This is a genomic window from Pseudomonas sp. (assembly GCF_041601375.1).
GTDB lineage: Bacteria > Pseudomonadota > Gammaproteobacteria > Pseudomonadales > Pseudomonadaceae > Aquipseudomonas.
Map to the genome: position 1 here is coordinate 1 of NZ_JBFIIG010000043.1, position 26,996 is coordinate 26,996.

The window sequence follows — 26,996 nt, forward strand, 5'->3', positions numbered from 1 at the left end:
GAGGAAGGCCCGGGTTCGTTGAGCCTGAGCCTGAGCCAGAGCCGGCTGCGTCGCCTGATCGAGCGCACCAGCTTCGCCATGGCACAACAAGACGTGCGCTATTACCTTAACGGCATGCTGCTGGAGGTGCAGACCGGCATCCTGCGTGCCGTCGCCACCGACGGTCATCGACTGGCCATGTGTTCGATGGCCGCCGAGATCGAACAAACCGAACGGCATCAGGTGATAGTGCCGCGCAAGGGCATTCTCGAGCTGGCGCGTCTGCTGACCGAGCAGGATGCCGACGTCGGCATCATCCTGGGCCAGCATCACATTCGCGCGACCACCGGTGAGTTCACCTTCACCTCCAAACTGGTCGACGGCAAGTTCCCGGATTACGAGCGAGTGCTGCCGCGCGGTGGCGACAAATTGGTGGTCGCCGATCGTCAGGGTCTGCGCGAAGCGTTCAGCCGCACCGCTATTCTGTCCAACGAAAAGTACCGCGGTATACGTTTGCAACTGGCTGCCGGCCTGCTGAAAATTCAGGCGAACAACCCGGAGCAGGAAGAGGCCGAAGAAGAGATCGCCGTGGACTACAACGGCAATCAGTTGGAGATCGGTTTCAATGTCAGCTACCTGCTCGATGTACTGGGCGTGATGACCACCGATCAGGTGCGCCTGATTCTGTCCGACTCCAATAGCAGTGCTCTGGTGCAGGAGGCCGATAACGACGATTCCGCCTATGTCGTTATGCCCATGCGCCTGTAACTGCTGAATGTCCCTCACCCGCGTCATGGTCACCGCGGTGCGCAACTTGCACCCGGTGACCCTCTCCCCCTCCCCGCGCATCAATATCCTCTACGGCGCCAACGGCAGCGGCAAGACCAGTGTCCTGGAAGCCGTTCACCTGCTCGGCTTGGCCCGCTCATTTCGCAGCACACGGCTCCTGCCGATGATTCAGTACGAGCAACTGGCCTGTACGGTTTTTGGCGAAGTTCGGCTGGGCGATGGCCGGCAAAGCAGCCTGGGTGTTTCCCGTGTTCGTCAGGGCGAGTTGCAGATTCGCATCGATGGGCAGAATGCACGCAGTGCTGCTCAGCTGGCTGAAGCGCTGCCACTGCAATTGATCAACCCGGACAGTTTCCGCTTGCTCGAGGGCGCGCCCAAGGTTCGTCGGCAGTTTCTCGACTGGGGAGTGTTCCACGTGGAACCTCGTTTTATGCCGGCCTGGCAGCGCCTGCAGAAGGCCCTGCGGCAGCGGAACTCGTGGCTGCGGCATGGTACACTTGATGCCGCTTCGCAGGCGGCCTGGGACCGTGAGCTATGCCTGGCGAGCGACGAGATCGATGGTTATCGCCGGGCCTATATCCAGGCCCTGAAACCGGTATTCGAGCGCACGCTGAGCGAGCTGCTGGAGCTGGAAGGTTTGACCCTCAGTTATTACCGCGGCTGGGACAAGGAGCGCGGGCTGAGTGAGGTGCTGGCCACTTCCCTTCTCCGCGATCAGCAGATGGGTCATACCCAGGCCGGTCCTCAGCGTGCCGATCTCAGGTTGCGTCTGGCTGCGCATAGTGCTGCAGAGATATTATCGCGAGGTCAGCAGAAACTGGTCATTTGCGCCCTGCGTATCGCCCAGGGTCATTTAGTTAATCAGGCCAAGCGCGGGCAGTGCATTTATCTGGTGGATGACTTGCCGTCAGAACTGGATGAACAGCACCGCCGCGCCTTGTGCCGTTTGTTGCAAGACTTGCACTGCCAGGTGTTCATCACCTGCGTAGATCATCAATTGTTGAGGGAAGGCTGGCGCACGGATACGCCCGTCGCCATGTTCCACGTGGAACATGGCCGTATCACCCAGACCCACGCCACCGGGAGTGAAGCATGAGCGAAAACCAAACGTACGACTCCAATAACATCAAGGTCTTGAAAGGCCTGGATGCCGTACGCAAGCGACCTGGCATGTACATCGGCGATACCGACGATGGCAGCGGTCTGCACCACATGGTGTTCGAGGTGGTCGACAACTCGATTGACGAAGCCCTGGCGGGGCATTGCAGCGACATCATCATCACCATCCACCCGGATGAATCCATCAGCGTGAGCGACAACGGTCGTGGCATTCCGGTGGACATCCATAAGGAGGAAGGTGTGTCCGCCGCCGAGGTCATCATGACCGTGCTGCATGCTGGCGGTAAGTTCGATGACAACTCCTACAAGGTTTCCGGCGGTCTGCACGGCGTAGGGGTCTCGGTGGTCAACGCCCTCTCCGAGCACCTGCTGCTCACAGTACGCCGCAGCGGTCACGTCTGGGAGCAGACCTACGTGCACGGTGTGCCGCAAGAGCCCATGCGCATCGTCGGCGATACCGACAGCACAGGCACCAATATCCACTTCAAGCCGTCGTCGGAAACCTTCGCCAATATCCACTTCAACTGGGACATTCTGGCCAAGCGTCTGCGCGAACTGTCGTTCCTCAACTCGGGCGTGGGCATCGTGCTCAAGGACGAGCGCAGCGGCAAGGAAGAGCTGTTCAAGTACGAAGGCGGTCTGCGCGCCTTCGTCGAGTACCTCAATATCAACAAGACCGCGGTCAATCAGGTGTTTCACTTCAGCATCCAGCGTGAAGATGGCATCGGTGTCGAAGTGGCCTTGCAGTGGAACGACAGCTTCAACGAGAACCTGTTGTGCTTCACCAACAACATTCCCCAGCGCGACGGCGGCACCCACCTGGCCGGTTTCCGCTCGGCGCTGACGCGCAACCTGAATGCCTATATCGAGCAGGAAGGCCTGGCCAAGAAACACAAGATCGCCACCACCGGTGACGATGCCCGAGAAGGGTTGACCGCGATTATTTCGGTGAAAGTGCCGGATCCCAAGTTCAGCTCGCAGACCAAGGACAAGCTGGTTTCTTCCGAAGTGAAGACCGCGGTCGAGCAGGAAATGGGCAAACACTTCTCCGACTTCCTGCTGGAGAATCCAGGCGAAGCCAAGGCCGTGGTCGGCAAGATGATCGATGCCGCCCGCGCCCGTGAAGCCGCGCGCAAAGCCCGGGAAATGACCCGCCGTAAGGGGGCCCTGGATATCGCCGGTTTGCCCGGCAAACTGGCCGACTGCCAGGAAAAGGACCCTGCCCTTTCCGAACTCTACATAGTGGAGGGTGACTCCGCGGGCGGTTCTGCCAAGCAGGGCCGCAACCGCAAGACCCAGGCAATCCTGCCGCTCAAGGGCAAGATCCTCAATGTCGAGAAAGCCCGTTTCGATAAGATGATCTCCTCCCAGGAAGTCGGCACCCTGATCACCGCGCTCGGCTGTGGCATCGGCCGCGATGAGTACAACATCGACAAGCTGCGCTACCACAACATCATCATCATGACCGACGCCGACGTCGACGGTTCGCACATCCGCACCCTGCTGCTGACCTTCTTCTTCCGGCAGTTGCCGGAGCTGGTCGAGCGCGGCTACATCTATATCGCCCAGCCGCCGCTGTACAAGGTCAAGCGGGGCAAGCAGGAGCAGTACATCAAGGACGACGAGGCCATGGAGGAATACATGACCCAGTCGGCCCTGGAAGACGCCAGCCTGCACGTCAACGAAAGCGCGCCCGGCCTGTCCGGCACGTCGCTCGAGCGCCTGGTCAACGACTACCGCCTGGTGATGAAGACCCTCAATCGCCTGTCGCGCCTGTACCCGATAGAACTGACCGAGCACTTCGTCTACATCCCACGGGTCAGCAGCGAACAACTGGCGGACAGGGAGGCCATGCAAGCCTGGTTGGGCCTGCTCGATGCCCGCCTGAAAGGCATGGAGAAATCCGGCCTGGTGTACAAGACCAGCCTGCACGAAGACCAGGAGCGCCACATCTGGCTACCGCAGGTCGAACTGGTTTCCCACGGGGTTTCCAGCTACATCACCTTCAACCGCGACTTCTTCGCCAGCAACGACTACAAGACCGTCACCAGCCTGGGCGACCAGCTGAACAGTCTGCTGGAAGAAGGCGCCTACGTGCAGCGTGGCGAGCGCAAGAAGGCCGTTGCCACCTTCAAGGACGCCCTGGGCTGGTTGATGAGCGAAAGCACCAAGCGCCACAGCGTCCAGCGCTACAAGGGACTCGGCGAAATGAACCCGAACCAGCTGTGGGAAACCACCATGGACCCCGAAGTACGGCGCATGCTCAAGGTGACGATCGAGGACGCGATTGGCGCGGATCAGATCTTCAACACCCTGATGGGCGACGCCGTAGAGCCACGCCGGGAATTCATCGAGGCCAACGCCTTGGCGGTGTCCAACCTGGACTTCTGATGGTTTGGAGCCGGGCGAAGTTAGTTGCCGTTTCGATCAAGGTTATTGGCTATTAGCATGAAAAGATAAACCCCTGCTAACAACGTTAGCAGGGGTTTTTTCACATTAAAGGACCCGCTGGAGCAGACGAGGCGCCGGCGGCAACGCGACAGAGATAAGCGCCCGCCTATTGTGGCCGACGCCCGGACTGCGGCGATCCGGCGAGTGGACAACCCGTAGTCGAACTTGAGGCGTAACGCCTCGCGAATCTTGTGCATGAATAGATGCTCCTCAACGACTTCGCTGAACCGAAAATGAGGCCGCTGCTAGTAGACGAAATCCTGCATCACTCCTGCCGAGGAGCGGATGGTTGTCGAATCTGCGTCCGGATGCTGATGGAGCAGATGTCCGAGTGGGCGCGGAATCCGCATCCAAGAAACAGCGGACAGAACTGGTAGCACTCACACCGGAGCTGCCGCGGCTGTTATTGGCTTGGGAAAAATGGTGGGTGAAGGTTTCGATCATCCGGCGCTGGATACACCAGGATTGGCCATGCCGATTTCCTGGAAGGGTACCCTTCGGCAATATGCGGGACGCTTGCATCGTGAGCATGCGGGCAAGACCGATGTGCGCTTCATCGACTTCATCGATGCCGGACACCCAGCCCTGTTGCGAATGTGGCACAAGCGGCAAAGTGGCTACCAGGCGATGGGATATCGGCTGGTAGAGTCGTCCAGTGGCATGCAGTTGTTCGACGCGGAAGCTAGTGCGGGACCCCCTACCCAGTTTCATCCTGTCGTTCGCTCGCCCTAGCAAGCTGAGACCGATTAGAGAGGGGAAGACCAGTGGCTGATCCTGCCGAGGAGGGGAAGCCAGAAAGCACTGAGGGGAGCCATGGGCTCCCCTCGAATAGGTATGTGTGCTTTGTTTTTGTTATTTAGCGATCTGTTGTTGTTATTGGTGATCGACCAGTCATTCATCAGATCCCCAGAAGGGATCAAGGGCAAACGTATTTTTTTGGTTGCTGGTACAGCCTTTGTCACTAGGTGATCCAACCAGAACGAGCTACCTCAAGGTAGTTTTATTCTTCTAAAACTGGTTGCCGGGATGAAACCCGAAAAGCCTACCCTCTCCAAAAAAATCTGTTTGCTACTTCTCTGCGGTCTTGTTTTTGTTTTGCCAGAGTCGAGATGTTTTTCTTCTTACTGTTTTTGTTGTTGTTCTGCCATTAATATTGCACAGCCCGTGCCATATTTAAAATATCCTTATAAATCAATAAATTAATAAAATTAAGGTTCTTCTGCCGGGCAGTAATGTGGCTGATCTGTTTCCGTATCACTCAGTTACGTTACCTGTGGATAGCGCGCGTAACACAGGACGCCCGGATGCATGGCGCTTCGGGCGGACGGTCGGCAAAGAGTCGGGCTAGTACCGGTAGTGTAGCTGAGCGAACAAGTCGGCCATTGGAACCTGTCGCCACGCAGACGCTCCAACGAGCCCAACAGTGGATCCTGCCTCCGGAGTCGCCTGAGTCAAGCCGATGATTGCCCTCCCCCTCAACTGATCGCTCGCACAATGGCGGGACCCTGGCCGGAGACAGGATAGAAGACGTCGCCTACGGGAATGCGTGGGATTGCAGGCCGCGACAGGATTACGGCGGCACCTGAGCGTGCTTATGACGCAGCCTATCCGGAAGCTCAAAGAGGCTGGATCAGCCGCGCATAGCCGCCAGAGCGCGGTGCTTGTCACCAGGCAGCCAGGGAGCGATCCACAAGCTGTCCAACACGCCATTACAACTACAAACACAAGGCTTAAGCCGACCTGAAAGGTGCCGCCGATCCACAGCACCAGGCACGGCGCTAGGCATGGGATCCTTATGAATATTGTTTTGTCCGGCGCAATCATCACGCTCTTGCTCGCCACCTTGTTTGTCCTGATGCGCTGGGGCAATCAACGCTGCCATGGCACAGAACCAGTGGGGTTGCTGACCTTCATGGCCATCCTGTTCACGTCTGGCCTGGACATGGGCCTGATCATCTTTCCGCTGACCGAGTTCCCGGTCTATGCCAAGGATGCGGAGTATCAGTTCTCCAACCCATTGGCCGTCGAGTTCGGTTTCTGGGGCTTTCTGATCTGGGTGTTCTACTTCATCACCACCTTTTACTTCTGCGTGATCGAGCCACGGGTGAAGTTCTTCGAGCTTAAACCGGTGAAGTTCATCAACAATCTGGTGATCATCTCGACCTGCGCCTTCACGGCCTACCTGTTCCTGGTGAATATCGCCTGGTATGCACCGGAAGTCGACGAAGCCTGGGGTTACCTGGTGGTCTTCCTGATTCTGTTGGCGGCGGTCTATTCGAGCACCGATATCAAGTACCTGAAGATCCTGAGCGTGGCGTCGACCTGGTTGTTCTTCGCCCTGATCGCCGGGATGTGGTGGTTGATGGATGCCGATGCCGGCTACGTGGCGGAGGCGGCTGCTGCGATCGGCACCGGCTATTTCGCCGAGCTGCATGAGTTCGTCCTGCCGCTGAGCGACTACCACGCCTTCTACCTGTTCTGGTGGTTCGCCTGGAGCGTGATGATCGGCCAGTTCGTCTCGCGGTTCGTCGGCGGCCTGAAGACCTATCAGCTGCTGCTGGCGCTGCTGATCATCCCTTCCATTCCGTTGGCGATATGGTTCTCCGTGCTGTACTACTACTTCGCCAATGCCATCGAGATCAGCCTGCTGTTCAAGCTGGCGATGGTCACGGTGGGGATCATCTTCGTGATCAATTCGGTCGATTCGCTGGTGCGCTTGTACACCGACAATCTGGGGATCAAGGTCGAGAAACTGGGGCGGCCGAAGTTCATTTTGCTCAACGTGAGTGTGCTGGCCGCCCTGGTCCTGCTGTTCAAATTCACTCCGTTCGAGATTCAGTCGGTGGGGCTGGTGGTGATTGCCCTGTATGCCGCGACCATCGCGACCATCCTGTGGCGCCACCGGCCGGCGCTGGCCTCTATCAATGGCTGAAGAGCCGATGAGCTGAACGGCATATGGAGCCTGGCTGCAGCCGAATAGAACAGCCCCAGCAGACCTGGAGCTGTTCTATTCCTGGGGTGTTCTGGCGGCAGACTCAGCGAATCTAGGCCAGTGCCGGCACCCACCAGTAGCGCACGAAGTGGAAGAAGATCGGGGCGGCGAAGCACACCGAATCCAGGCGGTCGAGCATGCCGCCGTGGCCTTCGATCATATGGCCCCAGTCCTTCACCCCGCGGTCGCGTTTGATTGCCGACATCACCAGGCCGCCGGCGAAGCCCAGCAGGCTGACGGTCAGGGCCATCAGCGCGGCCTGCCAGAAGTTGAACGGGGTGATCCAGTACAGCAGGGCGCCGGCCAGGCAGGCCAGGGACACGCCGCCGACGAAGCCTTCGAGGGTCTTCGACGGCGACAGGCGCGGGGCGATCTTGCGTCTGCCGAATAGCTTGCCGCAGACGTATTGCAGCACGTCGGAGAGTTGCACCACGATGATCAGCCAGGCGATCAGCAGCAGGTTGCGCCCTGCATAGCCGGGGATGTCCAGGGTCAGCAATGCCGGTACCGCGGAGATGCAGTACACCGCGATCATCAGTCCCCATTGCACCTTGGAGGTTCGCTCGAGAAAGCGCGTGGTATCGCCGCCCAGGGAGGCAAGAATCGGCAGCAGGAGGAACAGGTAAACCGGAATAAAGATCGAGAACAGGCCATACCAGTCAACGGCGATCAGCAGGTACTGCATGGGCAGGGCGAAGTAGAAGGCCGCCACCAGCGCCGGGTAGTCGCTGCGCCGGGTCGGCGTCAGGGTCATGAATTCACGCAGGGCGTAGAAGGAGACGCAGTAGAACAGCAGGATCACGCCGATATCGCCGAACACGAAGGCCGCGCCTATCACCAGCACCATCACCCACCAGGCGTTGATCCGCGCATTGAGGTTGTCGATCACCGGATTGGGCGTGTCGGCGCTGCGGCGCTTGAGCAATAAGCCAATGGCCGAGGCCAGCAACAGCAGGGCGCCGATGCCGGCGAACAGCAACAGGGTGTTGTGATCCATCTCAAGCCTCCTCGGGTGCCATGGCCAGCAGGGCATTGCGCGCGCGTTCGAGGAACGCGTGCTTATTCTCAGTTTCGAGTCGCTGCAGCGGCTCGCCGAAACTCAGGGTGCACAGCAGCGGCAATGGCAGCGCCCTGCCCTTGGGCATGACGCGGCTGAGGTTGGCGATCCATACCGGGATCAGCTCGACCTGTGGTCGTGCCTGGGCCAGGTGGTAGAGGCCACTCTTGAACGGCAATAACCCCTCCTCCAGATTGCGCGTGCCCTCGGGGAACAGGATCAACGAATCACCGTCATCCAGGGCGTCGAGCATGGGTTGCAGCGGATTGGCGTCGGGCGAACTGCGCTCGCGGTCGATCAGCACGCCGTTGAACACCCGGTTGATCAGGTAGCGGCGCACGCGGTCGCGCTGCCAGTAGTCGGCACCAGCCACCGGGCGGGTCGTGCACCGCAGTTCTGGCGGCAACGAGGCCCAGAGCAGGACGAAGTCGCCATGGCTGCTGTGGTTGGCGTAGTACAGCCGTTGCACCGGTTGCGCGGTGCAGCCGAGCCAGAGTGCGCGGGCGCCGGTTAGCAGGCGCGCGGCGGAAGTAATCGCAAAGGCGGTCAGGGCAGCGAGCATGACGATTCCTTATCCAGTGATTGAAAGCCAAGGCAGGCCGAGCACGATCGCCACGGCCAGCAACAACTGCGTGAACAGCGAGAGTGCCTGCAGGCGCAACAAACGTAGCGCGCCGCAACTGCGCTCATCCCAGCTGCGCGCCGCCTTGTTGGCCGGTTGCAGGCCGAGCCGGACTAGCGCCTGATCGAGATCGAGGGTACGCAGCGGCAAACGCTCGGCGTCGTTCGCCAGGCGCTGGAACAGCTCGGCGTCCAGGGCCACCCGTAGCGCCCAATATTTTTCCAGCAGCCCCAGTAGCACCAACAGCGCGCAGAACAATGCACCCAAGGGCTGCGCCACGGCACCGAGCAGCGGTGCCAGACCGATCGCCAGGCCGAGCAGGGTGAGTGCGCTGGACAGCCCATCCAGGGCCTTGCCCCGGCGCAGCAGGCCGGCCACGGTGAACAGCTGCATCTCAGTAGCCATGGGCAGTCGCCAATATCGAAGCGTCGCCGCTGCCGAGCTGCAGCAGGTCTTCCAGCGCGCGCTGGTGGGCCTCGCTCAGTACCACCTGTGGACGCGTCAGGCGTAAGCGCGCGAGCGCCTCCGGTAGGCTCTGGCAACGGCCGCTGTGCAACAGCCAGGCGGCTACAGCAGTGGCGCTACGCGAATAACCGAGCGCGCAATAGACCAACAGCGGGCCCTGCAGACGTAGCGTTTCGATTGCCTGTGCGGCGGCCAGCAGCGTGGGCGCGTTGGGTACGCTAAGATCGAGCACCGGCAGCGAGTGATAGGCCTTGGCCGATGCTCGCCTTGGCAGCTCGGCGCAAAGGTCGAGCAGGGCATGAAAGCGTTCGGCCTGCCCTGCTGCGGGGATACGCCCAAGCCACACGCCCTCGCCTACTTCATCGGCCTGGGGATGGCCACGTGTCCATAGGCGCGAGTTGAGCCAGGCAGCGGCCAGGTAAGGTGCGAGCAGCCAGCAGGCGGCGCTGCTAAGGCGGCCATTGGCATCTTTCTGAAAGCCTGCCGCGCCGAACAGCGAGTAGTTGAGGGCCACCAGCAGTAACGAGAAAGCAGGCCATAACAGCCACAACCAGACGCCACCGAGATTGACCGCCAACGCCGCCATCAGGGCCGCGCCTAAGCCGTAGCGCAACGCCAGGCGCCTACGCTGCGGGTCGCGCGCCAGTTGCCAATGCAGCAGCGGGCTAGGGCCTCGATGTGGCCAGAGCCAGACGCACAGCCAGCCGGCCAGAACACCAGTGGGCACATCGATGAAATGATGCTGCCAGGTGGTCAGCACCGAGACGCCGATCAGCAGGAACCAGCCGTGCAGCAGCATCCGCCACAGCCCAGTGGCATAACGTGCGAAGCACACCCAAAGCACCACCAGCAGGGCGATATGCAGGGACGGCGCCTGGTTGAAGGGTTTGTCGAAACCCATCAGTACATCGAACAGGGTGCCGAACAGGCCCTCCAGTTCGGGCCGCTCGAAGGTGAAACGCAGCGGCCAGAGCAGGAAGGCGGCGATGCACAGCAGTTGCACGCTGAGCAATCGCAGGCCGTGGCGGTCCATTTCCCGCCGAGTTGCCGGCAGGAGAAAGGACAAGCCATATAGAAGATCAATCGACCAGTAAGGCACGATAGTCCATGGCCATAGTGGCATCTGGCTTTCCCAGGCGAATACCAGGGTGCCGACATCCGTCCGCTGAGCGCTCAGCCAATTGGCGAAGCCGTAGCTGGCGAAGAACAGCGGCGCCAACAACAGCAGCCACAATATCCCGCGTTTCCACAGCCCCGCTTCACGGCTAACTGCGGTGCCTTCCATCAGGACACCCGCTGCGCCAGGGAGACACTGAAGATGCCCCATTCATCGATGCGCTGGGTCAGCTTGCGGAAACCCGCGGCCTCGACCAGTTGGTCCATCTCCGCCTGGCTGCGCCGGCGCATGACCCAGGCTTCGCCGCCGCGGTGACTGGTCAGGGCGCGGGCGATCAGTTCCAGCTGCGGATGCCAGGGTTGCCCGGTGTAGACCAGATAGCCGCCCTCTTCCACCGCCGCCGCCAGCCCGGCCAACGAGTCGCCGACCATCTGGTTGCTGCTGAACAGTTCGTACAAACCTGAGACCACCGCCAGGGTCGGCTGGGGGTCGAGCGCGGCGAGGTCGTCGCGGTCGAAAGCGTCGCCTTTGACGAAACGGGCTATATCGCCCAGGCCCTTCTGTTCGATCAGCGCAGCGCCGTCGCGCACGTTGATGTCGCTGTAGTCGCGCAGCAGGATCGAGTCGGGCCGTTGCTGCATGCCTTCCAGGGCTTCGAGGATATAGCGGCCATGGCCGGCGGCAATATCGACGATGCGCACGGCTTCGCCCTGTACGCGCAGCTTGGCCATGGCCAGGCGCAGCAGGTCCTCGACGTGCACTTTGCGTTGGCGGATGCCGCGCCAGCCGATGGAACTCAGGTAGTTCCGGTCGATCAGCTTGCCGAGCGCCGACTTGCCGTTGGGTTGGTTGCGGTAGACGTAGTCGAGGGTGCTGCCAGAGTCGAAGCCGGTGTCGAAGCCCAGCTTGACCCCGTCGGCCAGGCTGCTGCCGAACTTGAGGCCGGCGCGGGTGGCGCGCCAGTAAAGATCGCGCGGCGAGCTAGGCGGCAGCGGTGCGGCCAGGCTTTCGGCCTCGGCGCAGGTCGCGCCCAGGCGGTCGGCATCGAGCAAGGAAGGAGGCGCCACCGACTCCTCGAAACAGCGCAGGAGAAAGCGTCGGGCGCGGCTCAGGGCATGGCTGCGCTCGCGTTCGCCGAGGGTGTCGTGGAAGAAGCCGGGCAGGATGTGCTTCTCCTTGCGCAGGCTGCCGAGGCGTTCGAAGAACTGCTCCTGGGGTTTGCGCTGTACCACGAAGTCGGCGCCGGAGATCAGCAACTGAGTGGGGATCTGGATCGCCTGGGCATCGGCCACCACCCGCTCGGCCGCGTCGTACAGGCCGAGCAGCATGTTCACCGAAATCGCCCGGGTGATCAGCGGGTCGTTGTCGAAGGAAGCGATACGCTCCGGGTCGTGACTGAGGAACTTGGCCTTGACGTAGCTGTTGACGAAGAAATTGCCGCGCCAGGCGCGCATCAGCTTGAGGCCGCTGCGGGCGAAGGGTACATAGAGCTTGACCTTGAAGGCCGGCGAGGCGAGCACCAGGGCACGGATCTTCGGCGCGTAGTCATGGGCCCAAGCCGCGACCACCACGGCGCCGACGCTCTGCGCCAGTACGGCGAGCTCTTCCTCGGCCAGCCCATGCTGGTCGCCGATATGCTCGATGAAGGTCTGCACGTCGCGCGCGCTGGTGGCGAAGCTCGGGCTGTCGCCGCGCTCGCCCGGCGACAGGCCATGGCCGCGGGCATCCCAGGCGAAGAAAGCGGACCCGGGCATGTCCAGTTCCTCGACCAGGTGGGCCATGCGCCCACCATGCTCGTGGCCGCGGTGGAACATCACGATCGCCCGCCTCGGCGCGGCAGTCTCGGCGGCCTCGGCGGGCCAGTGGCGGTAGAACAGCTCGACGCCGTCATGGGTGGTAAACCGCAGTTCCTGGGCTTCGCGCATCGAGATATCCCTATTTCGAATCGGTCGGTTGTGCCGCTTCGGCCAGGCCTTGGCGCACGCGGTTGTAGAGGGTGTAGAGCAGCAGGGCGAGAACCAGGGCGAGCAGGCTGTCGATCCAGATCGGCGCTAACAGGCCGCTGGCCACGCCGGCGCCGAGCACGCCGAAGCAGAAGGCCCGATCGCTCTTGCCCATGGGCCCGTCGTAGCGGCGCGAGGCCCCGACCATGGGGCCGAGTACCCCGGCATATTCGCTGATCAGGGCTAACAGCACCACCAATACCACCAGCAGCGGCGAGACGCCGGGCAGCAGGGCAAAAGGCAGATACAGGGCGCTGTCGGCGATCAGGTCGCTGAGTTCGTTGAGATAGGCGCCAAGCGTGGATTGCTGGCCGAACTCGCGGGCGAGCATGCCGTCCACCGCGTTGAGCGCCATGCGCAGCAGCATCCACAGCGGGATCAGGGCGAACAGCCAGGCGTGTTGATGCAAGGTCGCCAGGAGGATGCCGAGCAGCAGCGAAATCGAGGCCGCCGCCAAGGTTACCTGATTGGCGCTCACGCCTCTGTCATGGAGGTGTTTTACGCCGGGGCGCAGCAGGTTCTGGAAGTGTGGTTTGAGTTGATATATGGACAGCATCGGCCTGAAGTCCCTTTCAGTGCAAATTGAGAGGCGAATAGCTTAGCCGCTTTGTCTGTCCCGTTGTCGACGAAGATCGTGCGTCAGTGCCCGATTAGCGCAACGGGTGAAAACTTATACCCAGGGGGCGAGCGTTCCATGCACGGGATAAAGGCATTACTAATCAGCTGGTTATGCCGGATAAAAGGAAGTTGCAGATATTTCATACACAACTTATCCACAATTTCTCGAAAAGCTGGGAGGACTCGGAAGGCTGACCGGTCCGCCAGTGCTCTAGGAGCCTGTCGGGCTTGACCGTTCGTAGCGAGGGAAAGTCCGTGGTCCGACAATTCGGTTTGAGGCAGTTCTGGGGCTTTTCCGAGGCGAATAGCTGGCTATTTAACGAGGGAAAGCAGCAGGAATGACCAAGTCCGGCTTTTCCGCAGTAGAACAGTGTTAAGTCCGACAGGCTCCTAGACGTTTTCGTGCAGGTCGCAGGCGGCGCCTTCGCCGGTCAGGGCGCCGATATCGCGCTGTGCCTGGCTGATCCAGGCGAAGGCGCGCTCGTTCAGTTCGGCAATCGCCCGCGGGCCTGTGCCTTCGGCCTGCATGGCCGGACCTATCACCACCTGAATGGTGCCGGGGGTCTTGCCCCAGCCTTGCTTCGGCCAGAACTCGCCGGCGTTATGGGCGATGGGTAATACCGGCAGGTTGGCGTTGACCGCCAGGGAGGCGCCGCCACGGGAGAATTTGCCGATCTGGCCGGTGGTGATCCGCGTGCCTTCCGGGAAGATCAGCACCCAGGCGCCCTGCTCCAGGCGCTCGTGGCCCTGTTTGGCCAGTTGCTTGAGGGCGGCCTTGGGGTTGCCGCGATCGATGGCGATGGGCTTGAGCATGGCCATGGCCCAGCCGAAGAACGGCACATAGAGCAGTTCGCGCTTGATCACCTGGCTCAGCGGCTCGAACAGCGCCGAGAGGAAGAAGGTCTCCCAGGTGCTCTGGTGCTTGGCGAGGATCACGCAGGGCCGCTGCGGGATGTTCTCCAGGCCTTTGACTTCATAGCGGATGCCCAGCACTACCTTGGCCAGCCAGACGGCGCAACGGCACCAGGTCTGATTGACGAAACGGTAGCGCGCCCGGAACGGCAGGAAGGGCGCGACGAATACGCTGAGGATGCACCAGACGCAGGCGCTGACAGACAGCAACAGGTAGAAAAGGAAGGTTCTGATGGTCTGCATTGTCGACATGGGAGCGTTTACCGTCAGCAGGCTGAGCCTGCTTCATTCAGTGGATAAGTTGGCTGGCGACCGCCGCCAGATCATCGAATACCAGGGTGCCCGCGGGCAATGGCTGGGCCAGGGTCAGCAGGCCCTTGCCGGTCTTGACCAGTACCGGCTGACAACCGACGGCCAGTGCGGCTTTTAGGTCACGGCCGCTGTCACCGACGAACCACACCCCGGCCAGGCTTACGCCGTAATGCGCGGCGATCTGCCGGAGCATACCGGGCTTTGGCTTGCGGCAGTCGCAGCCGTCGTCCGGGCCATGCGGGCAATGCACGATCAGCCCCAGTTCGCCGCCCTGTTCGGCGACCAGTTGGCGCAGGCGCGCGTGCATCGCGTCGAGCGCGGCCTGATCGTAATAGCCACGCGCCAGGCCGGACTGGTTGGTGGCCACCGCGACCGTCCAGCCGGCCTTGGACAAGCGCGCGATGGCCTCGACGGCACCGGGCAGTGGAATCCACTCGTCGAGGGTCTTGATATAGGCGTCGGAGTCATGATTGATCACGCCGTCGCGGTCGAGAATGAGTAACTTCATAGCTGCAAGCTCCAAGCCTCAAGCTGCAAGTCAAAGCGGACGGCATGCCGCTTGAAGCTTGCAGCTCATCGCTCCCTGCTGGGCCTCAGCCCAGCACCGAGATATCGGCCACGCCGAGGAACAGGCCACGCAGCTTGGCCAGCAGGGCATAGCGGTTGGCCCGCACCGCTGGATTCTCGGCGTTGACCAGCACCGACTCGAAGAAGGCGTCGACCGGTTCGCGCAGGCCGGCCAGTTGCGCCAGGGCGGCGCTGTACTGCCGCGCCTCGGCCAGTGGCTGCACGGCCTGTTCGGCCTGCTGGATGGCGGCGTTGAGAGTGAACTCGCTCGGCGTATCGAAGTGGTGGGCCTGGATGCTCGCGGCGACCTGGCCCTCGGCCTTGCCCAGCAGATTCGACACGCGCTTGTTGGCGGCGGCCAGGGCCGCCGCTTCAGGCAAGGTGCGGAAGGCCTGCACGGCCTGCACGCGCTGGTCGAAGTCCAGTGGCGAGACCGGATTGACCGCGCGCACCGCCTGATAGACGGCGACCTCGACGCCCTCGTCTTCATAGCGCGCGCGCAGGCGGTCGAAGATGAAGTCCTGCACCTGAGACGCCAGGTCGCCGGCTTTGACCGTGCCGTCGAACTGTTCGATGGCGAAGGCGATGGTGGCCGCCAGATCCAGGTCCAGTTGCTTCTCGATCAGGATACGCAGCACACCGAGGGCGGCGCGACGCAGGGCATAGGGGTCCTTGCTGCCGGTGGGCAGCATGCCGATGCCGAAGATGCCGACCAGGGTGTCGAGCTTGTCGGCCAGGGCCACGGATGCACCGGTCAGGGTGCTCGGCAGTTCGGCGCCGGCACCGCGCGGCATGTAGTGCTCGTTCAGTGCCAGGGCGACGTCCTCCGCCTCGCCGTCGTGCTTGGCGTAGTAATAGCCGGCGATGCCCTGCATTTCCGGAAACTCGCCGACCATCTCGCTGGCCAGGTCGCACTTGCACAGCAGGCCGGCGCGCGCGGCGCGCGTAGCGTCGCCGCCAACGCGCTGGGCGATGAAGCCGGCCAGGGCGGAAACCCGCTTGGCCTTGTCGTAGACCGAGCCGAGCTGGGCCTGGAACACTACATTGGCCAGGCGCTGGTTGAGGGCCTCGAGCTTGTGCTTCTGGTCCTGCTTGAAGAAGAACTCGGCGTCGGTCAGGCGCGGGCGCACCACCTTCTCGTTGCCGGAAATGATCTGCTGCGGATCCTTGCTTTCGATGTTGGCCACGGTGATGAAGCGCGGCAGCAACTTGCCGTTGGCATCGAGCAGGCAGAAGTACTTCTGGTTGTCCTGCATGGTGATGATCAGGGCTTCCTGGGGCACGTCGAGGAAGCGCTCCTCGAAGGAGCAGACCAGCGGCACCGGCCATTCGACCAGGGCGCTGACTTCATCGAGCAGCGCCGGCGGCACTATCGCGGTGCCCTGCTGCTCGCTGGCCAGTTGCTCGATGCGTGCGGCGATCTGTGCGCGACGCTCGGTGAAATCGGCGATCACATAGGCGCTGCGCAGGTCCTCGGCGTAGTTGGCCGGCGCCGAGATGCGCACTTCCTGATTGGCGTGGAAGCGGTGACCACGGGAGACCCGGCCGGACGTCTGGGCGAGGATTTCGCAATCGATCACCTGGTCGCCGAACAGCATCACCAGCCACTGGCTCGGACGGACGAATTCGGTCTTGCGCGCGCCCCAGCGCATGCGCTTGGGAATCGGCAGCTCGTTCAGCGAGGTTTCGACGATGCCCGGCAGCAGGCCGGCGGCGGCCTGGCCGGGGATGCGCTGGCTGAATCTCAGCTTCGGCCCGCTGCGGTCGATCTCGGCCAGGTCGACGCCGCATTTCTTGGCGAAGCCCAGCGCCGCCTGGGTCGGGTTACCGTCCTTGTCGAAGGCCGCTTGCAGCGGCGGGCCATCGAGGTTCTGGGTGCGATCGGCCTGTTGTTCTTCAAGGTGCTCGACCAGCACCGCGAGGCGACGCGGCGCGGCGTAATAGCGCACCTGGCCATAGCTCAGGCCGGCGCCTTTCAGGCCTTTTTCGATGCCGGCGAGGAAGGCTTGGCCCAGGCTGTTCAAGGATTTCGGCGGCAGCTCTTCGGTGCCCAGTTCTACCAGAAAATCGTGCGCACTCATTCTGCTGCCTCCAGCTTGGCTAGTACTTCATCACGCAGGTCGGGGGCGGCGAGCGGGAAGCCGAGTTTGCGCCGCGCTTGCAGGTAGCTCTGCGCCACGGCGCGGGCCAGGGCGCGTACGCGCAGGATGTATTGCTGGCGCGCGGTCACCGAAATGGCCCGACGGGCGTCCAGCAGGTTGAAGGTGTGCGAGGCCTTGAGCACCATCTCGTAGGTCGGCAGCGGCAGTTCCAGCTCGATCAGGCGATTGGCTTCCGACTCGTAGAAATCGAACAGCTCGAAGAGCTTCTCGACATTGGCGTGCTCGAAGTTGTAGGTCGACTGCTCCACTTCGTTCTGATGGAACACGTCGCCATAGGTCACCCTGCCGAACTTGCCGTCGGTCCACACCAGGTCGTAGACCGAATCGACGCCCTGAATGTACATGGCCAGGCGTTCCAGGCCGTAGGTGATCTCGCCGGTTACCGGGTAGCACTCGATGCCGCCGACTTGCTGGAAGTAGGTGAACTGGGTGACTTCCATGCCGTTCAGCCAGATCTCCCAGCCCAGACCCCAGGCGCCGAGGGTCGGTGATTCCCAGTTGTCCTCGACGAAGCGCACGTCGTGGACCAGCGGGTCGATGCCGATGGCCTGCAGCGAGCCGAGGTACAGCTCCTGGAAGTTTTCCGGGTTCGGCTTCAAGACCACCTGGAACTGGTAGTAATGCTGCAGGCGGTTGGGGTTCTCGCCATAGCGGCCGTCAGTCGGACGACGCGAAGGCTGCACGTAGGCGGCGTTCCAGGTCTCCGGGCCGACGGCGCGCAGGAACGTGGCGGTGTGGAAGGTGCCGGCGCCCACTTCCATATCGTAAGGCTGTAACACCACACAACCTTGCTCGGCCCAGTATTGTTGCAGGGTGAGGATCAAGTCTTGGAAGGTGCGCACGGCAGGCGTAGTCTGGCTCACGGAAAATTCACCTGTTGGGGCTGCGACAGAAAGGGCGGGAGTATACCCCAATCGACGCGGCCTCCACCGCCCTGGAAGGCCCTATGCCGCGTTGCTTCTGGTGTACCGACGACCCGCTCTATCAGGCCTATCACGATCAGGAATGGGGCGTGCCGCAGCGCGATCCCCAGGCCCTGTTCGAGCTGTTGCTGCTGGAGGGCTTCCAGGCCGGCTTGTCCTGGATAACCGTGCTGAAGAAGCGCGAACGCTACCGCGAGGTGCTGTTCGGCTTCGATCCCCACCGCCTGGCCGTGATGAGCGATGAGTACCTGGAAAGCCTGATGCAGGACCCCGGGATCATCCGCAACCGCCTGAAACTCAAGGCCGCGCGGCAGAACGCCCAGGCCTGGTTGCGCCTGGAGGATCCGCTGGTGCTGCTCTGGTCGTTCGTCGGCGGCGCGCCCAAGATCAACCACTTCAGCGAGCGCAGCCAGATGCCGGCCGTCACCGCAGAGGCCGAAGCCATGAGCCGCGCGCTGAAGAAGGCCGGCTTCACCTTCGTCGGCCCGACCATCTGCTACGCCTATATGCAGGCGACCGGCATGGTCATGGACCACACCACCGATTGCGACCGCTATGCCGAACTGGCCGGTGCGTAGGCTGGGTCGGGGCGCGTAGGCTGAGCCGCGTAGCGACGAAGCCCAACATCCGCTTACCGGTCGGTAGCGACCCCGTAGGGCGGGGCAACCCGCCTGGATCATTCGCGTGAATGGTGGGTTGCACCCGCCCTAGGTCCTTGGCGTTGCTCGACCCGGGCCACTCTTGGTTACACTAGGCACCTTTTGCCCTTGTGGAGTTGTCTGTGGAAAAGCTCAAAGGTGCCTTGGTGGTGGGTTTTCTGCGCCTGTTCGCCCTGCTCCCCTGGCGTGCGGTGCAGGCGGTGGGCAATGTCATCGGCTGGCTGATGTGGAAGCTGCCGAACAGCTCGCGCGATGTGGTGCGGATCAACCTGGCCAAGTGCTTTCCCGAGCTGGACGAGGCCGATCGCGAGCGCCTGGTCGGTCAGAGCCTCAAGGATATCGGCAAGACCCTCACCGAAAGCGCCTGCGCCTGGATCTGGCCGGCACCCAAATCCATCGGTCTGATCCGTGAGGTCGAGGGCCTGGAAGTCCTCGAGGAGGCCCTGGCCAGCGGCAAGGGCGTGGTCGGTATCACCAGCCATCTGGGCAACTGGGAAGTGCTCAATCACTTCTACTGTGCCCAGTGCAAGCCGATCATTTTCTACCGGCCGCCCAAGCTCAAGGCGGTCGACGAGTTGCTGCGCAAGCAGCGGGTCCAACTGGGCAACCGGGTGGCGCCCTCGACCCGTGAAGGCATCCTCAGCGTTATCAAGGAAGTGCGCAAAGGTGGCGCCGTGGGCATTCCCGCCGACCCTGAACCGAGTCTCTCCGCTGGCGTGTTCGTGCCCTTCCTGGCCACCCAGGCGCTGACCAGCAAGTTCGTGGCCGGCATGCTGGTCGGTGGCAAGGCCCGCGGCGTATTTTTGCATGCCTTGCGCCTGGCCGATGGTTCCGGCTTCAAGGTGATCCTCGAGGCGGCGCCGGCGCAGATGTACAGCGACGACGTGGAGACCGCGGTGGCGGCGATGAGCGCGGTCATCGAGAAATACGTGCGGGCCTACCCGAGCCAGTACATGTGGAGCATGAAACGCTTCAAGAAGCGCCCGCCAGGCGAGCAGAAGTGGTATTGAACCGAGGCGCCCCATCGACGCCTTTTGCCCATTGCTGCTGGGTGTTTCCAGGATTTTGCGTTATTAATCGCACCTCACCTGCTTAGGACGGTCACCGCTATGCCCAGTCAGCGCGAGCATCCACGTACCTCGATTAAGTGCCGGATCAAGATCTGCCACCCGAGTTTCGGCGAAGTGGTGGCGCAGACCCGTGACCTGTCCGATGGTGGCGTCTACGTCAAACATCCGGATCTGCTGGCCCTGCCCCAGGGCACGATAGTCACGGGCCAGGTGCAGGACCTGCCGATCGAGGCGCCGGTGCTGCAGATGGAGGTGATGCGGGTCGACGCCGAGGGTATTGGCCTGCGCTTTATTGAGCGTTGACCCGCCGCCTGCGGCGCTGGAAAACTTATCCAGGCGGTCAAGAAAACGTTAGAATGCCGCGCGGTTGATAGTTCCCGCCGCGGCAATGGGTTCCCTAACCCCATTTCATTGAAAAAGGACATGCCATGCCAACAGTCCCTGTGACGGTCTGGCGCCCGGCTCTGGCCGGCCTGATCGCCTTTCACATGCTGATCATCATTGCCAGCAACTACCTGGTGCAGCTGCCCATGACCCTGTTCGGTTGGCAGACCACCTGGGGCGCGTTCAGCTTTCCGTTCATCTTCCTGGCCACCGACCTGACCGTGCGCCTGCTGGGCAAGACGTCCGCGCGCCAGGTGATCGCCCGGGTCATGCTGCCGGCGCTGGTCGCGTCCTATATGGTGTCCGTGCTGTTCCAGAGCGGCAGTTTCGCCGGCCTTGCCGCGTTGCAGGAGTTCAACCTGTTCGTCGCGCGCATCGCCCTGGCCAGTTTTATCGCCTATGTCCTCGGGCAACTGCTGGATATCCAGGTATTCGAGCGCCTGCGCAACCTGCGGCAATGGTGGGTGGCTCCGGCCGCCTCGACGGTGCTGGGCAACCTGCTGGATGCCTTCGCCTTCTTCTCCATCGCCTTCTGGCAAAGCAGCGAGCCGTTCATGGCCGAGCACTGGGTCGAGATCGCCAGCGTGGATTATGCGATCAAGCTGGCGGTCAGCCTGCTGCTCTTCGTGCCGCTCTACGGCATGCTGCTCAGCGCCATCGCCCGGGCCGTGCCCAAGCGCGCGGCGCTGTCTTCCCGAGTCTGACGGCGGCGCAAGCCGGGTGATCGACGGCTGCTAGGGTTGCTGCTGGCGTTTGTCCAGCTTGCGCAGGAATACCGTTATTTCCTTTTCCGCCTGCTTGTCGCCATGCTCGCGGGCCGCTTGCAGGCCCTGTTCCCAGGCCTGGCGGGCCGCCAGCGGTTGCTCGGCGGCCAGCAGCGCCTTGCCCAGTAGCTTCCAGGCGGCCGAATACTTGGGGTCGAACTCGACGCAGCGCTGCAGGTGGTCGGCGGCGCGCGCCGGTTCGCCAGCATCCAGGTAGCCCTTGCCCAGACCGAAGCGCAACAGGGCGTTGTCCACGCCCTTGGCCAGCATTTTTTCCAGGGATTCGAGCATGGGGACTCCTTCGGAGAGCTACGAGCGGCAAGCTATAAGCCGTAAGTAAGAGCAAAAAGCCTGATGCGGTCTGGGCGGACAGCGCGCTGATTCGTTGCAGCTTACCGCTTGCTGTCTAGAAAAACGTCAGACCGACCTGGAACAACCGCTCGGCATCGCGGATGTATTTCTTGTCCACCAGGAACAGGATCACATGGTCGCCGGATTCGATCACGGTGGCGTCGTGGGCGATCAGCACTTCCTCGGCGCGGATGATCGCACCAATGGTGGTGCCCGGCGGCAGCGGGATGTCCTGGATGGCGCGACCGACCACCTTGCTCGACTTGGCGTCGCCGTGGGCGATGGCCTCGATGGCTTCGGCGGCGCCGCGGCGCAACGAGTGCACGCTGACGATATCGCCGCGGCGCACGTGGGTCAGCAGGGTGCCGATGGTCGCCAGCTGCGGGCTGATGGCGATGTCGATCTCGCCGCCCTGGACCAGGTCGACATAGGCCGGGTTGTTGATCAGGGTCATCACCTTGCGCGCGCCGAGGCGCTTGGCCAGCAAGGACGACATGATGTTGGCCTCGTCGTCGTTGGTCAGGGCGAGGAAGATGTCGGCGTCGTTGATGTTCTCCTCGACCAGCAGATCCCTGTCCGAAGCGCTGCCTTGCAGGACCACGGTGCTGTCGAGGTTTTCCGAGAGGTAGCGGCAGCGCGCCGGGTTCATCTCGATGATCTTCACCTGGTAACGGCTCTCGATGGCCTCGGCCAGGCGCTCGCCGATGTGCCCGCCGCCGGCGATCACCACCTTTTTGTAGCTGACTTCGAGGCGGCGCATCTCGCTCATCACCGCGCGGATATGGCCCTTGGCGGCGATGAAGAACACCTCGTCGTCGGCCTCGATCACGGTATCGCCCTGGGGAATGATCGGCCGGTTGCGGCGGAAGATCGCCGCCACCCGGGTGTCGACAGTGGGCATGTGCTGGCGCAGCTGGCGCAGTTGCTGGCCGACCAGCGGGCCGCCGTAATAGGCGCGCACGGCCACCAACTGGGCCTTGCCCTCGGCGAAGTCGATCACCTGCAGCGAGCCGGGGTATTCGATCAGGCGCTTGATGTAGTTGGTCACCACCTGTTCCGGGCTGATCAGCACGTCGACCGGGATCGACTCATTGCAGAACAGGCCGGAGCGGGTCAGGTAGGCGGCCTCGCGCACCCGGGCGATCTTGGTCGGGGTATGGAACAGGCTGTAGGCCACCTGGCAGGCGATCATGTTGACCTCGTCGCTGTTGGTCACCGCGATCAGCATGTCGGCATCGTCCGCACCGGCCTGGCGCAGCACCGTGGGAAAGGAGCCGCGGCCCTGGACGGTGCGGATATCCAGGCGATCGCCGAGGTCGCGCAGACGATCGCCGTCGGTGTCGACCACGGTGATGTCGTTGGCCTCGCTGGCCAGGTTTTCCGCCAGGGTGCCACCGACCTGACCGGCGCCGAGAATGATGATTTTCAAGCGATCACTCCTATAGGGTGGGGAGACGCGGCGATCTTGCTCAGCTTGGCATAGTAGAAACCATCGTGGCCGTCGATTTGCGGCAGGAGCTGGCGACCATGGGCTGGCTGGAGACCGAAGTCGGCGTCTATCGCCAATTCGCGTGCGCTTGGCGTGCGGGCGAGAAAGGCGGCGATGTTGTCGCTGTTTTCCATGGGCAGCACCGAGCAGGTGGCGTACAGCAGGATGCCGCCGACTTCCAGGGTCGGCCACAGGGCATCGAGCAACTCGCCCTGCAGCTGGGCCAACGCTGGAATATCCGTGGCCTGACGGGTCAGTTTGATATCCGGATGGCGGCGAATCACCCCAGTGGCGGAGCACGGTGCGTCGAGCAGGATGCGCTGGAACGGCGTGCCATCCCACCAGGCCGCGGTATCACGCCCATCGGCGGCGATCAGCTCCGCCTCGATGTTGAGGCGCTTGAGGTTTTCGCGCACCCGCACCAGGCGCTTTTCTTCCAGGTCCACCGCCACCACGCCGGCCAGAGCGGGCTCGGCTTCGAGCAGGTGACAGGTCTTGCCGCCCGGTGCGCAGCAGGCATCCAGCACCCGTTGCCCGGGCGCCAGTTCGAGCAGGTCGGCGGCCAGTTGCGCGGCTTCATCCTGCACGCTGACCCGGCCTGCGGCGAAGCCCGGCAAGCCGGTGACATCGCAGGCCTGGCCCAGGCGGATACCATCACGGCTATAGCGGCAGGGCTCGGCGGCAATGTCGGCGGCGTGCAGCTCGGCCAGGTAGTCATCGCGGCTGCCGAGGCGCCGATTGACCCGCAGGATCAGCGGCGGATGGGCATTGTTGGCCGCGCAGATGGCCTGCCAATGCTCGGGCCACTGGGCTTTCAGGGCTTTCTGCAGCCAGCGCGGATGGGCGCTGTGCAGCACCGGATCGCGGTCCAGGCTGGCAATGATGCTTTCGCTGTCGCGCTGGGCGTTGCGCAGCACGGCATTGAGCAGGCCCTTGAGCGAAGGCTTCTTCAACTTGTCGACACAGGCCACCGTCTCGCCGATGGCGGCGTGGGCCGGAATACGGGTGTAGAACAGCTGATACAGGCCGATCAGTAGCAGCGCCTCGACGTCACGGTCGGCCGCCTTGAAGGGTTTTTGCAGCAGTTTGTCGGCGATCAGCGCCAGGCGCGGCTGCCAGCGTGCGGTGCCGAAGGCCAGATCCTGGGCCAGGCCGCGGTCGCGCTGCTCGACCCTGTCCAGCAGCGGCGGCAGGCTGCTACCCAGCGAGGCCTTGCCATTGAGCACCACAGCCAGGGCGCGGGCGGCAGCCAGGCGCGGGTTCATAGGCCGAGCACCAGGCCGACGGCGAACTGCTCGCGGCGGCTGTTATACAGGTCACTGAAATTCAGCGCCTTGCCGCCGGGCAGTTGCAGGCGGGTCAGGCGCAGTGCGCCTTGGCCGCAGGCCACGGTCAGGCCCTGTTTGTCGGCCGACAAGAGGCTGCCGGGAGCACCGCTGCCCTCGCCGAGTTCGGCGGCATGCACCTTGAGCGCTTCGCCATTCAGCGTGCTGTGGCAGATCGGCCAGGGATGGAAGGCGCGGATCAGCCGCTCCAGCTCCACGGCCGGGCGTGTCCAGTCCAGGCGCGCTTCGTCCTTGTTCAATTTGTGCGCGTAGGTTGCCAGGCTGTCGTCCTGCACCTCGCCCATCAGCGTACCGGCGGCCAGCCCGGCGATGGCCTGGATAACCGCCTGCGGGCCGAGCCCGGCCAAGCGGTCGTGCAGGCTGCCGCCGGTGTCGTCGGCGGCGATCGGCGTGCGCACTTTCAACAGCATCGGCCCGGTGTCCAGGCCGGCTTCCATCTGCATCACGGTGACCCCGGACTCGGGGTCGCCGGCTTCGATGGCGCGCTGGATCGGCGCGGCGCCACGCCAGCGCGGCAGCAGCGAGGCGTGGCTGTTGATGCAGCCAAGACGCGGGATATCCAGCACCGCCTGCGGCAGGATCAGGCCGTAGGCCACCACCACCAGCAGGTCGGGCGCGAGCGCTGCCAGCTCGGCCTGGGCCGCCGGGTCGCGCAGGGTCTGCGGCTGCAGAACCGGTATCTGGTGCTGCTCGGCCAGTTGCTTGACCGGGCTGGCGGCGAGTTTCTGCCCGCGACCGGCCGGGCGATCCGGCTGGCTATACACCGCAACGATCTGGTGAGGGCTGTCGAGCAGGGCCTTGAGGTGTTCGGCGGCGAACTGCGGGGTGCCGGCAAAGACGATGCGCAAAGACTCGGACATGGATGCTCGCTAATCACTACTGAAAAAGAAAAAGGCTTGCCGCGGCAAGCCTTCTATCAAGGTGTGGCTCAAGCCTGCTGGCGATGTAGCTTTTCCAGCTTCTTCTTGATGCGGTCGCGTTTGAGGTTGGACAGGTAGTCGACGAACAGCTTGCCGTTGAGGTGGTCGCACTCGTGCTGGATGCACACCGCGAGCAGGCCTTCGGCGATCAGCTCATAGGGCTGGCCATCGCGATCCAGCGCCTTGATCCTGACCTTTTGCGGGCGGTCGATGTTCTCGTAGAAGCCCGGCACCGAGAGGCAGCCTTCCTGATACTGCTCCACCTCGTCGGTAAGGGTCTCGAACTCGGGGTTGATGAACACCCGCGGTTCGCTTCTGTCTTCCGACAGATCCATCACCACCAGGCGCTTGTGCACGTTGACCTGGGTCGCGGCCAGGCCGATGCCGGGGGCTTCGTACATGGTTTCAAACATGTCGTCGATCAGCTGACGCAAGGCGTCGTCGACCGTGTCCACCGGCTTGGCGATGGTGCGCAAGCGTGGATCGGGAAATTCGAGGATGTTCAAGATAGCCATATGCGTTTGTGATGCACTTGTGGAATAAAGTCAAAATCCGCTGCTAAGATGATGAGCAGCATTGAAAAACGGCTTCACGCCGCAGTACTACTGGGTTTAGTCGCGGCGCTAGGGCGCTCCACGTGAAGACACATAATAAAGGGATTCACCGCATGAGGAAATCACTACTCGCCCTGCTATTGCTTGCCGCTAGCGGCTTGGCCCAGGCCGAAGTGCAACTCAAGGACGGTCACCCAGACCGTTATACCGTGGTCAAGGGCGATACCCTGTGGGATATTTCCGGGCGGTTTCTTCGCCAGCCATGGAAATGGCCGGAAATCTGGCACGCCAACCCGCAAGTGGAAAACCCGCACCTGATCTATCCCGGCGACCTGCTCAGCCTGGTCTATGTCGATGGCCAGCCGCGCCTGATGCTCGATCGTGGCCAGTCGCGCGGCACCATCAAGCTGTCGCCGAAGATCCGCAGCACGCCGATGGCCGAAGCCATTCCGACCATTCCGCTGGGCGCGATCAACAGCTTTTTGCTGAGTAACCGCATCGTCGATACCCCTGAACAGTTCGAGGGCGCACCCTATATAGTCGCCGGCGACGCCGAGCGCGTGGTCAGTGGGGCCGGTGATCGGGTCTATGCCCGCGGGGTGTTCGACGAAAGCGCACCGGTATACGGCATCTTCCGCCAGGGCAAAACCTACGTCGACCCGGACACCCAGGAGTTCCTCGGGATCAACGCCGATGACATCGGCGGCGGCGAGATCATTGCCGAAGAAGGCGATATCGGCACCATGACCCTGACCCGCACGACCCAGGAAGTGCGCCTCGGCGACCGCCTGTTCGCCACCGAAGAACGGGCGATCAACTCGACCTTCATGCCCAGCGAGCCGAGCAGCGAAATCAACGGCTTGATCCTCGACGTCCCGCGCGGCGTGACCCAGATCGGCCAGTTCGACGTGGTCACCCTGAACAAGGGCGCGCGTGATGGCCTGGCCGAGGGCAACGTGCTGGCGGTGTACAAGACCGGTGAAACCGTGCGCGACCGGGTCACTGGCGAAGCGGTGAAGATCCCCGATGAGCGGGCCGGTCTGTTGATGGTGTTCCGCACCTACGACAAGCTCAGTTATGGCCTGATCCTCGGCGCTAACCGCCAGCTCGCCGTGATGGACAAGGTACGTAACCCGTAGCGCCCCCGACACCAGCCGCGCGATGGCGCGGTTGGTGTTTCTGCTGCATCGCTACCCGCCGCCCGCAACTCCTCGAGATTCCCGGGCGCGACCGATCAAGGATGATCGCCATGGCGCAAAGCCCCGGCTACTGTATTTCCCCTGCCGAACTCGAAGCCCGCCTGCGCCTGCACAGCCTGCCGGAGCTTGGGCCGCGGCGTTTTCGCAAATTGCTCAGCGCCTTCGACAGTGC

The 26,996-nt window shown here is 62.8% G+C and carries 24 protein-coding genes and 2 pseudogenes; 11 read left to right on the forward strand and 15 right to left on the reverse strand.

The window, feature by feature from the left end; genetic code table 11:
• The 5 genes and pseudogenes from dnaN to ABZE94_RS08395 all read left to right on the forward strand — a co-directional run.
• A partial coding sequence (gene dnaN / locus ABZE94_RS08375) for a DNA polymerase III subunit beta (protein ID WP_372875077.1) occupies positions 1-747 on the forward strand: 747 nt, incomplete at its 5' end.
• A 7-nt stretch (positions 748-754) separates the two neighbouring features.
• The gene (recF, locus tag ABZE94_RS08380) at positions 755-1,864 is read left to right on the forward strand and encodes a DNA replication/repair protein RecF (protein WP_372875078.1); all 1,110 of its coding nucleotides are present in this window, start codon (positions 755-757) and stop codon (positions 1,862-1,864) included.
• The gene (gene gyrB, locus ABZE94_RS08385; protein WP_372875079.1) at positions 1,861-4,278 is read left to right on the forward strand and encodes a DNA topoisomerase (ATP-hydrolyzing) subunit B; all 2,418 of its coding nucleotides are present in this window, start codon (positions 1,861-1,863) and stop codon (positions 4,276-4,278) included. Before recF ends, gyrB begins: the two co-directional genes overlap by 4 nt.
• Positions 4,279-4,687: 409 nt before the next feature.
• Positions 4,688-5,070, forward strand: a pseudogene (locus ABZE94_RS08390) (hypothetical protein); the annotation flags it as partial.
• 1,063 nt (positions 5,071-6,133) lie between these two features.
• Positions 6,134-7,270, forward strand: coding sequence for a BCCT family transporter (locus ABZE94_RS08395; RefSeq protein ID WP_372875080.1), 1,137 nt, complete (start codon positions 6,134-6,136; stop codon positions 7,268-7,270).
• Positions 7,271-7,382: 112 nt separating this feature from the next.
• On the opposite strand, the gene ABZE94_RS08400 is transcribed toward ABZE94_RS08395, so the two are convergent.
• The 10 genes from ABZE94_RS08400 to glyQ form a co-directional block, all read right to left on the reverse strand.
• The gene (locus ABZE94_RS08400) at positions 7,383-8,327 is read right to left on the reverse strand and encodes a phosphatidate cytidylyltransferase (RefSeq protein ID WP_372875081.1); all 945 of its coding nucleotides are present in this window, start codon (positions 8,325-8,327) and stop codon (positions 7,383-7,385) included.
• 1 nt (position 8,328) lies between these two features.
• Positions 8,329-8,949: a lysophospholipid acyltransferase family protein gene (locus ABZE94_RS08405; protein WP_372875082.1), complete on the reverse strand. Its 621-nt coding sequence runs from the start codon at positions 8,947-8,949 to the stop codon at positions 8,329-8,331.
• Between the two features lie 9 nt (positions 8,950-8,958).
• Positions 8,959-9,414 carry a hypothetical protein gene (locus tag ABZE94_RS08410; RefSeq protein ID WP_372875083.1) on the reverse strand — a complete coding sequence of 152 codons (456 nt, stop codon included), beginning with the start codon at positions 9,412-9,414 and terminating at the stop codon, positions 8,959-8,961.
• A complete protein-coding gene (locus tag ABZE94_RS08415) occupies positions 9,404-10,759 on the reverse strand; it encodes a phosphatase PAP2/dual specificity phosphatase family protein (protein ID WP_372875084.1) in 1,356 nt (451 codons plus the stop codon). Before ABZE94_RS08415 ends, ABZE94_RS08410 begins: the two co-directional genes overlap by 11 nt.
• Positions 10,759-12,516 carry a bifunctional alpha/beta hydrolase/class I SAM-dependent methyltransferase gene (locus ABZE94_RS08420; protein WP_372875085.1) on the reverse strand — a complete coding sequence of 586 codons (1,758 nt, stop codon included), beginning with the start codon at positions 12,514-12,516 and terminating at the stop codon, positions 10,759-10,761. Before ABZE94_RS08420 ends, ABZE94_RS08415 begins: the two co-directional genes overlap by 1 nt.
• A 10-nt stretch (positions 12,517-12,526) precedes the next feature.
• Positions 12,527-13,150, reverse strand: a complete 624-nt coding sequence (locus ABZE94_RS08425) for a CDP-alcohol phosphatidyltransferase family protein (RefSeq protein ID WP_372875086.1) — start codon at positions 13,148-13,150, stop codon at positions 12,527-12,529.
• Between the two features lie 452 nt (positions 13,151-13,602).
• Positions 13,603-14,376 (reverse strand): lysophospholipid acyltransferase family protein, encoded by a 774-nt coding sequence (locus ABZE94_RS08430; protein WP_372875087.1) that lies wholly within the window; start codon positions 14,374-14,376, stop codon positions 13,603-13,605.
• Positions 14,377-14,413: 37 nt separating this feature from the next.
• On the reverse strand, positions 14,414-14,944 hold the full coding sequence (gene gmhB / locus ABZE94_RS08435; RefSeq protein ID WP_372875088.1) for a D-glycero-beta-D-manno-heptose 1,7-bisphosphate 7-phosphatase: 531 nt from the start codon (positions 14,942-14,944) through the stop codon (positions 14,414-14,416).
• 85 nt (positions 14,945-15,029) lie between these two features.
• The gene (glyS, locus tag ABZE94_RS08440; RefSeq protein WP_372875089.1) at positions 15,030-17,084 is read right to left on the reverse strand and encodes a glycine--tRNA ligase subunit beta; all 2,055 of its coding nucleotides are present in this window, start codon (positions 17,082-17,084) and stop codon (positions 15,030-15,032) included.
• Positions 17,081-18,028 carry a glycine--tRNA ligase subunit alpha gene (gene glyQ, locus ABZE94_RS08445; protein WP_372875090.1) on the reverse strand — a complete coding sequence of 316 codons (948 nt, stop codon included), beginning with the start codon at positions 18,026-18,028 and terminating at the stop codon, positions 17,081-17,083. Before glyQ ends, glyS begins: the two co-directional genes overlap by 4 nt.
• Before the next feature lie 83 nt (positions 18,029-18,111).
• Between glyQ and ABZE94_RS08450 the strand changes: the two genes are divergently transcribed.
• From ABZE94_RS08450 to ABZE94_RS08465, 4 genes are all read left to right on the forward strand, one after another.
• A complete protein-coding gene (locus tag ABZE94_RS08450; protein ID WP_372875091.1) occupies positions 18,112-18,666 on the forward strand; it encodes a DNA-3-methyladenine glycosylase I in 555 nt (184 codons plus the stop codon).
• Positions 18,667-18,869: 203 nt separating this feature from the next.
• Positions 18,870-19,757, forward strand: a complete 888-nt coding sequence (locus tag ABZE94_RS08455) for a lysophospholipid acyltransferase (protein ID WP_372875092.1) — start codon at positions 18,870-18,872, stop codon at positions 19,755-19,757.
• 99 nt (positions 19,758-19,856) lie between these two features.
• Complete coding sequence (locus tag ABZE94_RS08460) at positions 19,857-20,120, forward strand: PilZ domain-containing protein (protein ID WP_372875093.1); 264 nt, start codon at positions 19,857-19,859, stop codon at positions 20,118-20,120.
• 125 nt (positions 20,121-20,245) lie between these two features.
• Positions 20,246-20,905 (forward strand): 7-cyano-7-deazaguanine/7-aminomethyl-7-deazaguanine transporter, encoded by a 660-nt coding sequence (locus ABZE94_RS08465; protein ID WP_372875094.1) that lies wholly within the window; start codon positions 20,246-20,248, stop codon positions 20,903-20,905.
• 30 nt (positions 20,906-20,935) lie between these two features.
• On the opposite strand, the gene ABZE94_RS08470 is transcribed toward ABZE94_RS08465, so the two are convergent.
• The 5 genes from ABZE94_RS08470 to def form a co-directional block, all read right to left on the reverse strand.
• Positions 20,936-21,256: a tetratricopeptide repeat protein gene (locus ABZE94_RS08470; protein WP_372875095.1), complete on the reverse strand. Its 321-nt coding sequence runs from the start codon at positions 21,254-21,256 to the stop codon at positions 20,936-20,938.
• A gap of 115 nt (positions 21,257-21,371) precedes the next feature.
• The gene (trkA, locus tag ABZE94_RS08475; RefSeq protein WP_372875096.1) at positions 21,372-22,745 is read right to left on the reverse strand and encodes a Trk system potassium transporter TrkA; all 1,374 of its coding nucleotides are present in this window, start codon (positions 22,743-22,745) and stop codon (positions 21,372-21,374) included.
• Positions 22,742-24,070: a 16S rRNA (cytosine(967)-C(5))-methyltransferase RsmB gene (gene rsmB / locus ABZE94_RS08480; RefSeq protein WP_372875097.1), complete on the reverse strand. Its 1,329-nt coding sequence runs from the start codon at positions 24,068-24,070 to the stop codon at positions 22,742-22,744. The genes trkA and rsmB overlap by 4 nt, the downstream gene beginning before the upstream one ends.
• Positions 24,067-25,011, reverse strand: coding sequence for a methionyl-tRNA formyltransferase (fmt, locus tag ABZE94_RS08485; protein ID WP_372875098.1), 945 nt, complete (start codon positions 25,009-25,011; stop codon positions 24,067-24,069). Before fmt ends, rsmB begins: the two co-directional genes overlap by 4 nt.
• 68 nt (positions 25,012-25,079) lie before the next feature.
• Complete coding sequence (def, locus tag ABZE94_RS08490) at positions 25,080-25,586, reverse strand: peptide deformylase (RefSeq protein ID WP_372875099.1); 507 nt, start codon at positions 25,584-25,586, stop codon at positions 25,080-25,082.
• Between the two features lie 152 nt (positions 25,587-25,738).
• Between def and ABZE94_RS08495 the strand changes: the two genes are divergently transcribed.
• The gene (locus ABZE94_RS08495) at positions 25,739-26,764 is read left to right on the forward strand and encodes a LysM peptidoglycan-binding domain-containing protein (RefSeq protein ID WP_372875100.1); all 1,026 of its coding nucleotides are present in this window, start codon (positions 25,739-25,741) and stop codon (positions 26,762-26,764) included.
• A gap of 110 nt (positions 26,765-26,874) precedes the next feature.
• Positions 26,875-26,996 (forward strand): annotated as a pseudogene (locus ABZE94_RS08500) (DNA-protecting protein DprA); the annotation flags it as partial.

Excerpts from the sequence above, each read along its gene's own strand:
- ABZE94_RS08425 (WP_372875086.1), bottom strand. The coding sequence starts at position 13,150 with ATGCTGTCCATATATCAACTCAAACCACACTTCCAGAACCTGCTGCGC.
- ABZE94_RS08405 (WP_372875082.1), bottom strand. The coding sequence starts at position 8,949 with ATGCTCGCTGCCCTGACCGCCTTTGCGATTACTTCCGCCGCGCGCCTG.
- ABZE94_RS08420 (WP_372875085.1), bottom strand. The coding sequence starts at position 12,516 with ATGCGCGAAGCCCAGGAACTGCGGTTTACCACCCATGACGGCGTCGAG.
- fmt (WP_372875098.1), bottom strand. The coding sequence starts at position 25,011 with ATGTCCGAGTCTTTGCGCATCGTCTTTGCCGGCACCCCGCAGTTCGCC.
- recF (WP_372875078.1), top strand. The coding sequence starts at position 755 with ATGTCCCTCACCCGCGTCATGGTCACCGCGGTGCGCAACTTGCACCCG.
- glyS (WP_372875089.1), bottom strand. The coding sequence starts at position 17,084 with ATGAGTGCGCACGATTTTCTGGTAGAACTGGGCACCGAAGAGCTGCCG.
- ABZE94_RS08410 (WP_372875083.1), bottom strand. The coding sequence starts at position 9,414 with ATGGCTACTGAGATGCAGCTGTTCACCGTGGCCGGCCTGCTGCGCCGG.
- ABZE94_RS08430 (WP_372875087.1), bottom strand. The coding sequence starts at position 14,376 with ATGTCGACAATGCAGACCATCAGAACCTTCCTTTTCTACCTGTTGCTG.
- ABZE94_RS08415 (WP_372875084.1), bottom strand. The coding sequence starts at position 10,759 with ATGGAAGGCACCGCAGTTAGCCGTGAAGCGGGGCTGTGGAAACGCGGG.
- ABZE94_RS08395 (WP_372875080.1), top strand. The coding sequence starts at position 6,134 with ATGAATATTGTTTTGTCCGGCGCAATCATCACGCTCTTGCTCGCCACC.
- ABZE94_RS08460 (WP_372875093.1), top strand. The coding sequence starts at position 19,857 with ATGCCCAGTCAGCGCGAGCATCCACGTACCTCGATTAAGTGCCGGATC.
- ABZE94_RS08495 (WP_372875100.1), top strand. The coding sequence starts at position 25,739 with ATGAGGAAATCACTACTCGCCCTGCTATTGCTTGCCGCTAGCGGCTTG.
- ABZE94_RS08470 (WP_372875095.1), bottom strand. The coding sequence starts at position 21,256 with ATGCTCGAATCCCTGGAAAAAATGCTGGCCAAGGGCGTGGACAACGCC.
- ABZE94_RS08450 (WP_372875091.1), top strand. The coding sequence starts at position 18,112 with ATGCCGCGTTGCTTCTGGTGTACCGACGACCCGCTCTATCAGGCCTAT.
- ABZE94_RS08400 (WP_372875081.1), bottom strand. The coding sequence starts at position 8,327 with ATGGATCACAACACCCTGTTGCTGTTCGCCGGCATCGGCGCCCTGCTG.
- def (WP_372875099.1), bottom strand. The coding sequence starts at position 25,586 with ATGGCTATCTTGAACATCCTCGAATTTCCCGATCCACGCTTGCGCACC.
- gmhB (WP_372875088.1), bottom strand. The coding sequence starts at position 14,944 with ATGAAGTTACTCATTCTCGACCGCGACGGCGTGATCAATCATGACTCC.
- rsmB (WP_372875097.1), bottom strand. The coding sequence starts at position 24,070 with ATGAACCCGCGCCTGGCTGCCGCCCGCGCCCTGGCTGTGGTGCTCAAT.
- ABZE94_RS08465 (WP_372875094.1), top strand. The coding sequence starts at position 20,246 with ATGCCAACAGTCCCTGTGACGGTCTGGCGCCCGGCTCTGGCCGGCCTG.
- gyrB (WP_372875079.1), top strand. The coding sequence starts at position 1,861 with ATGAGCGAAAACCAAACGTACGACTCCAATAACATCAAGGTCTTGAAA.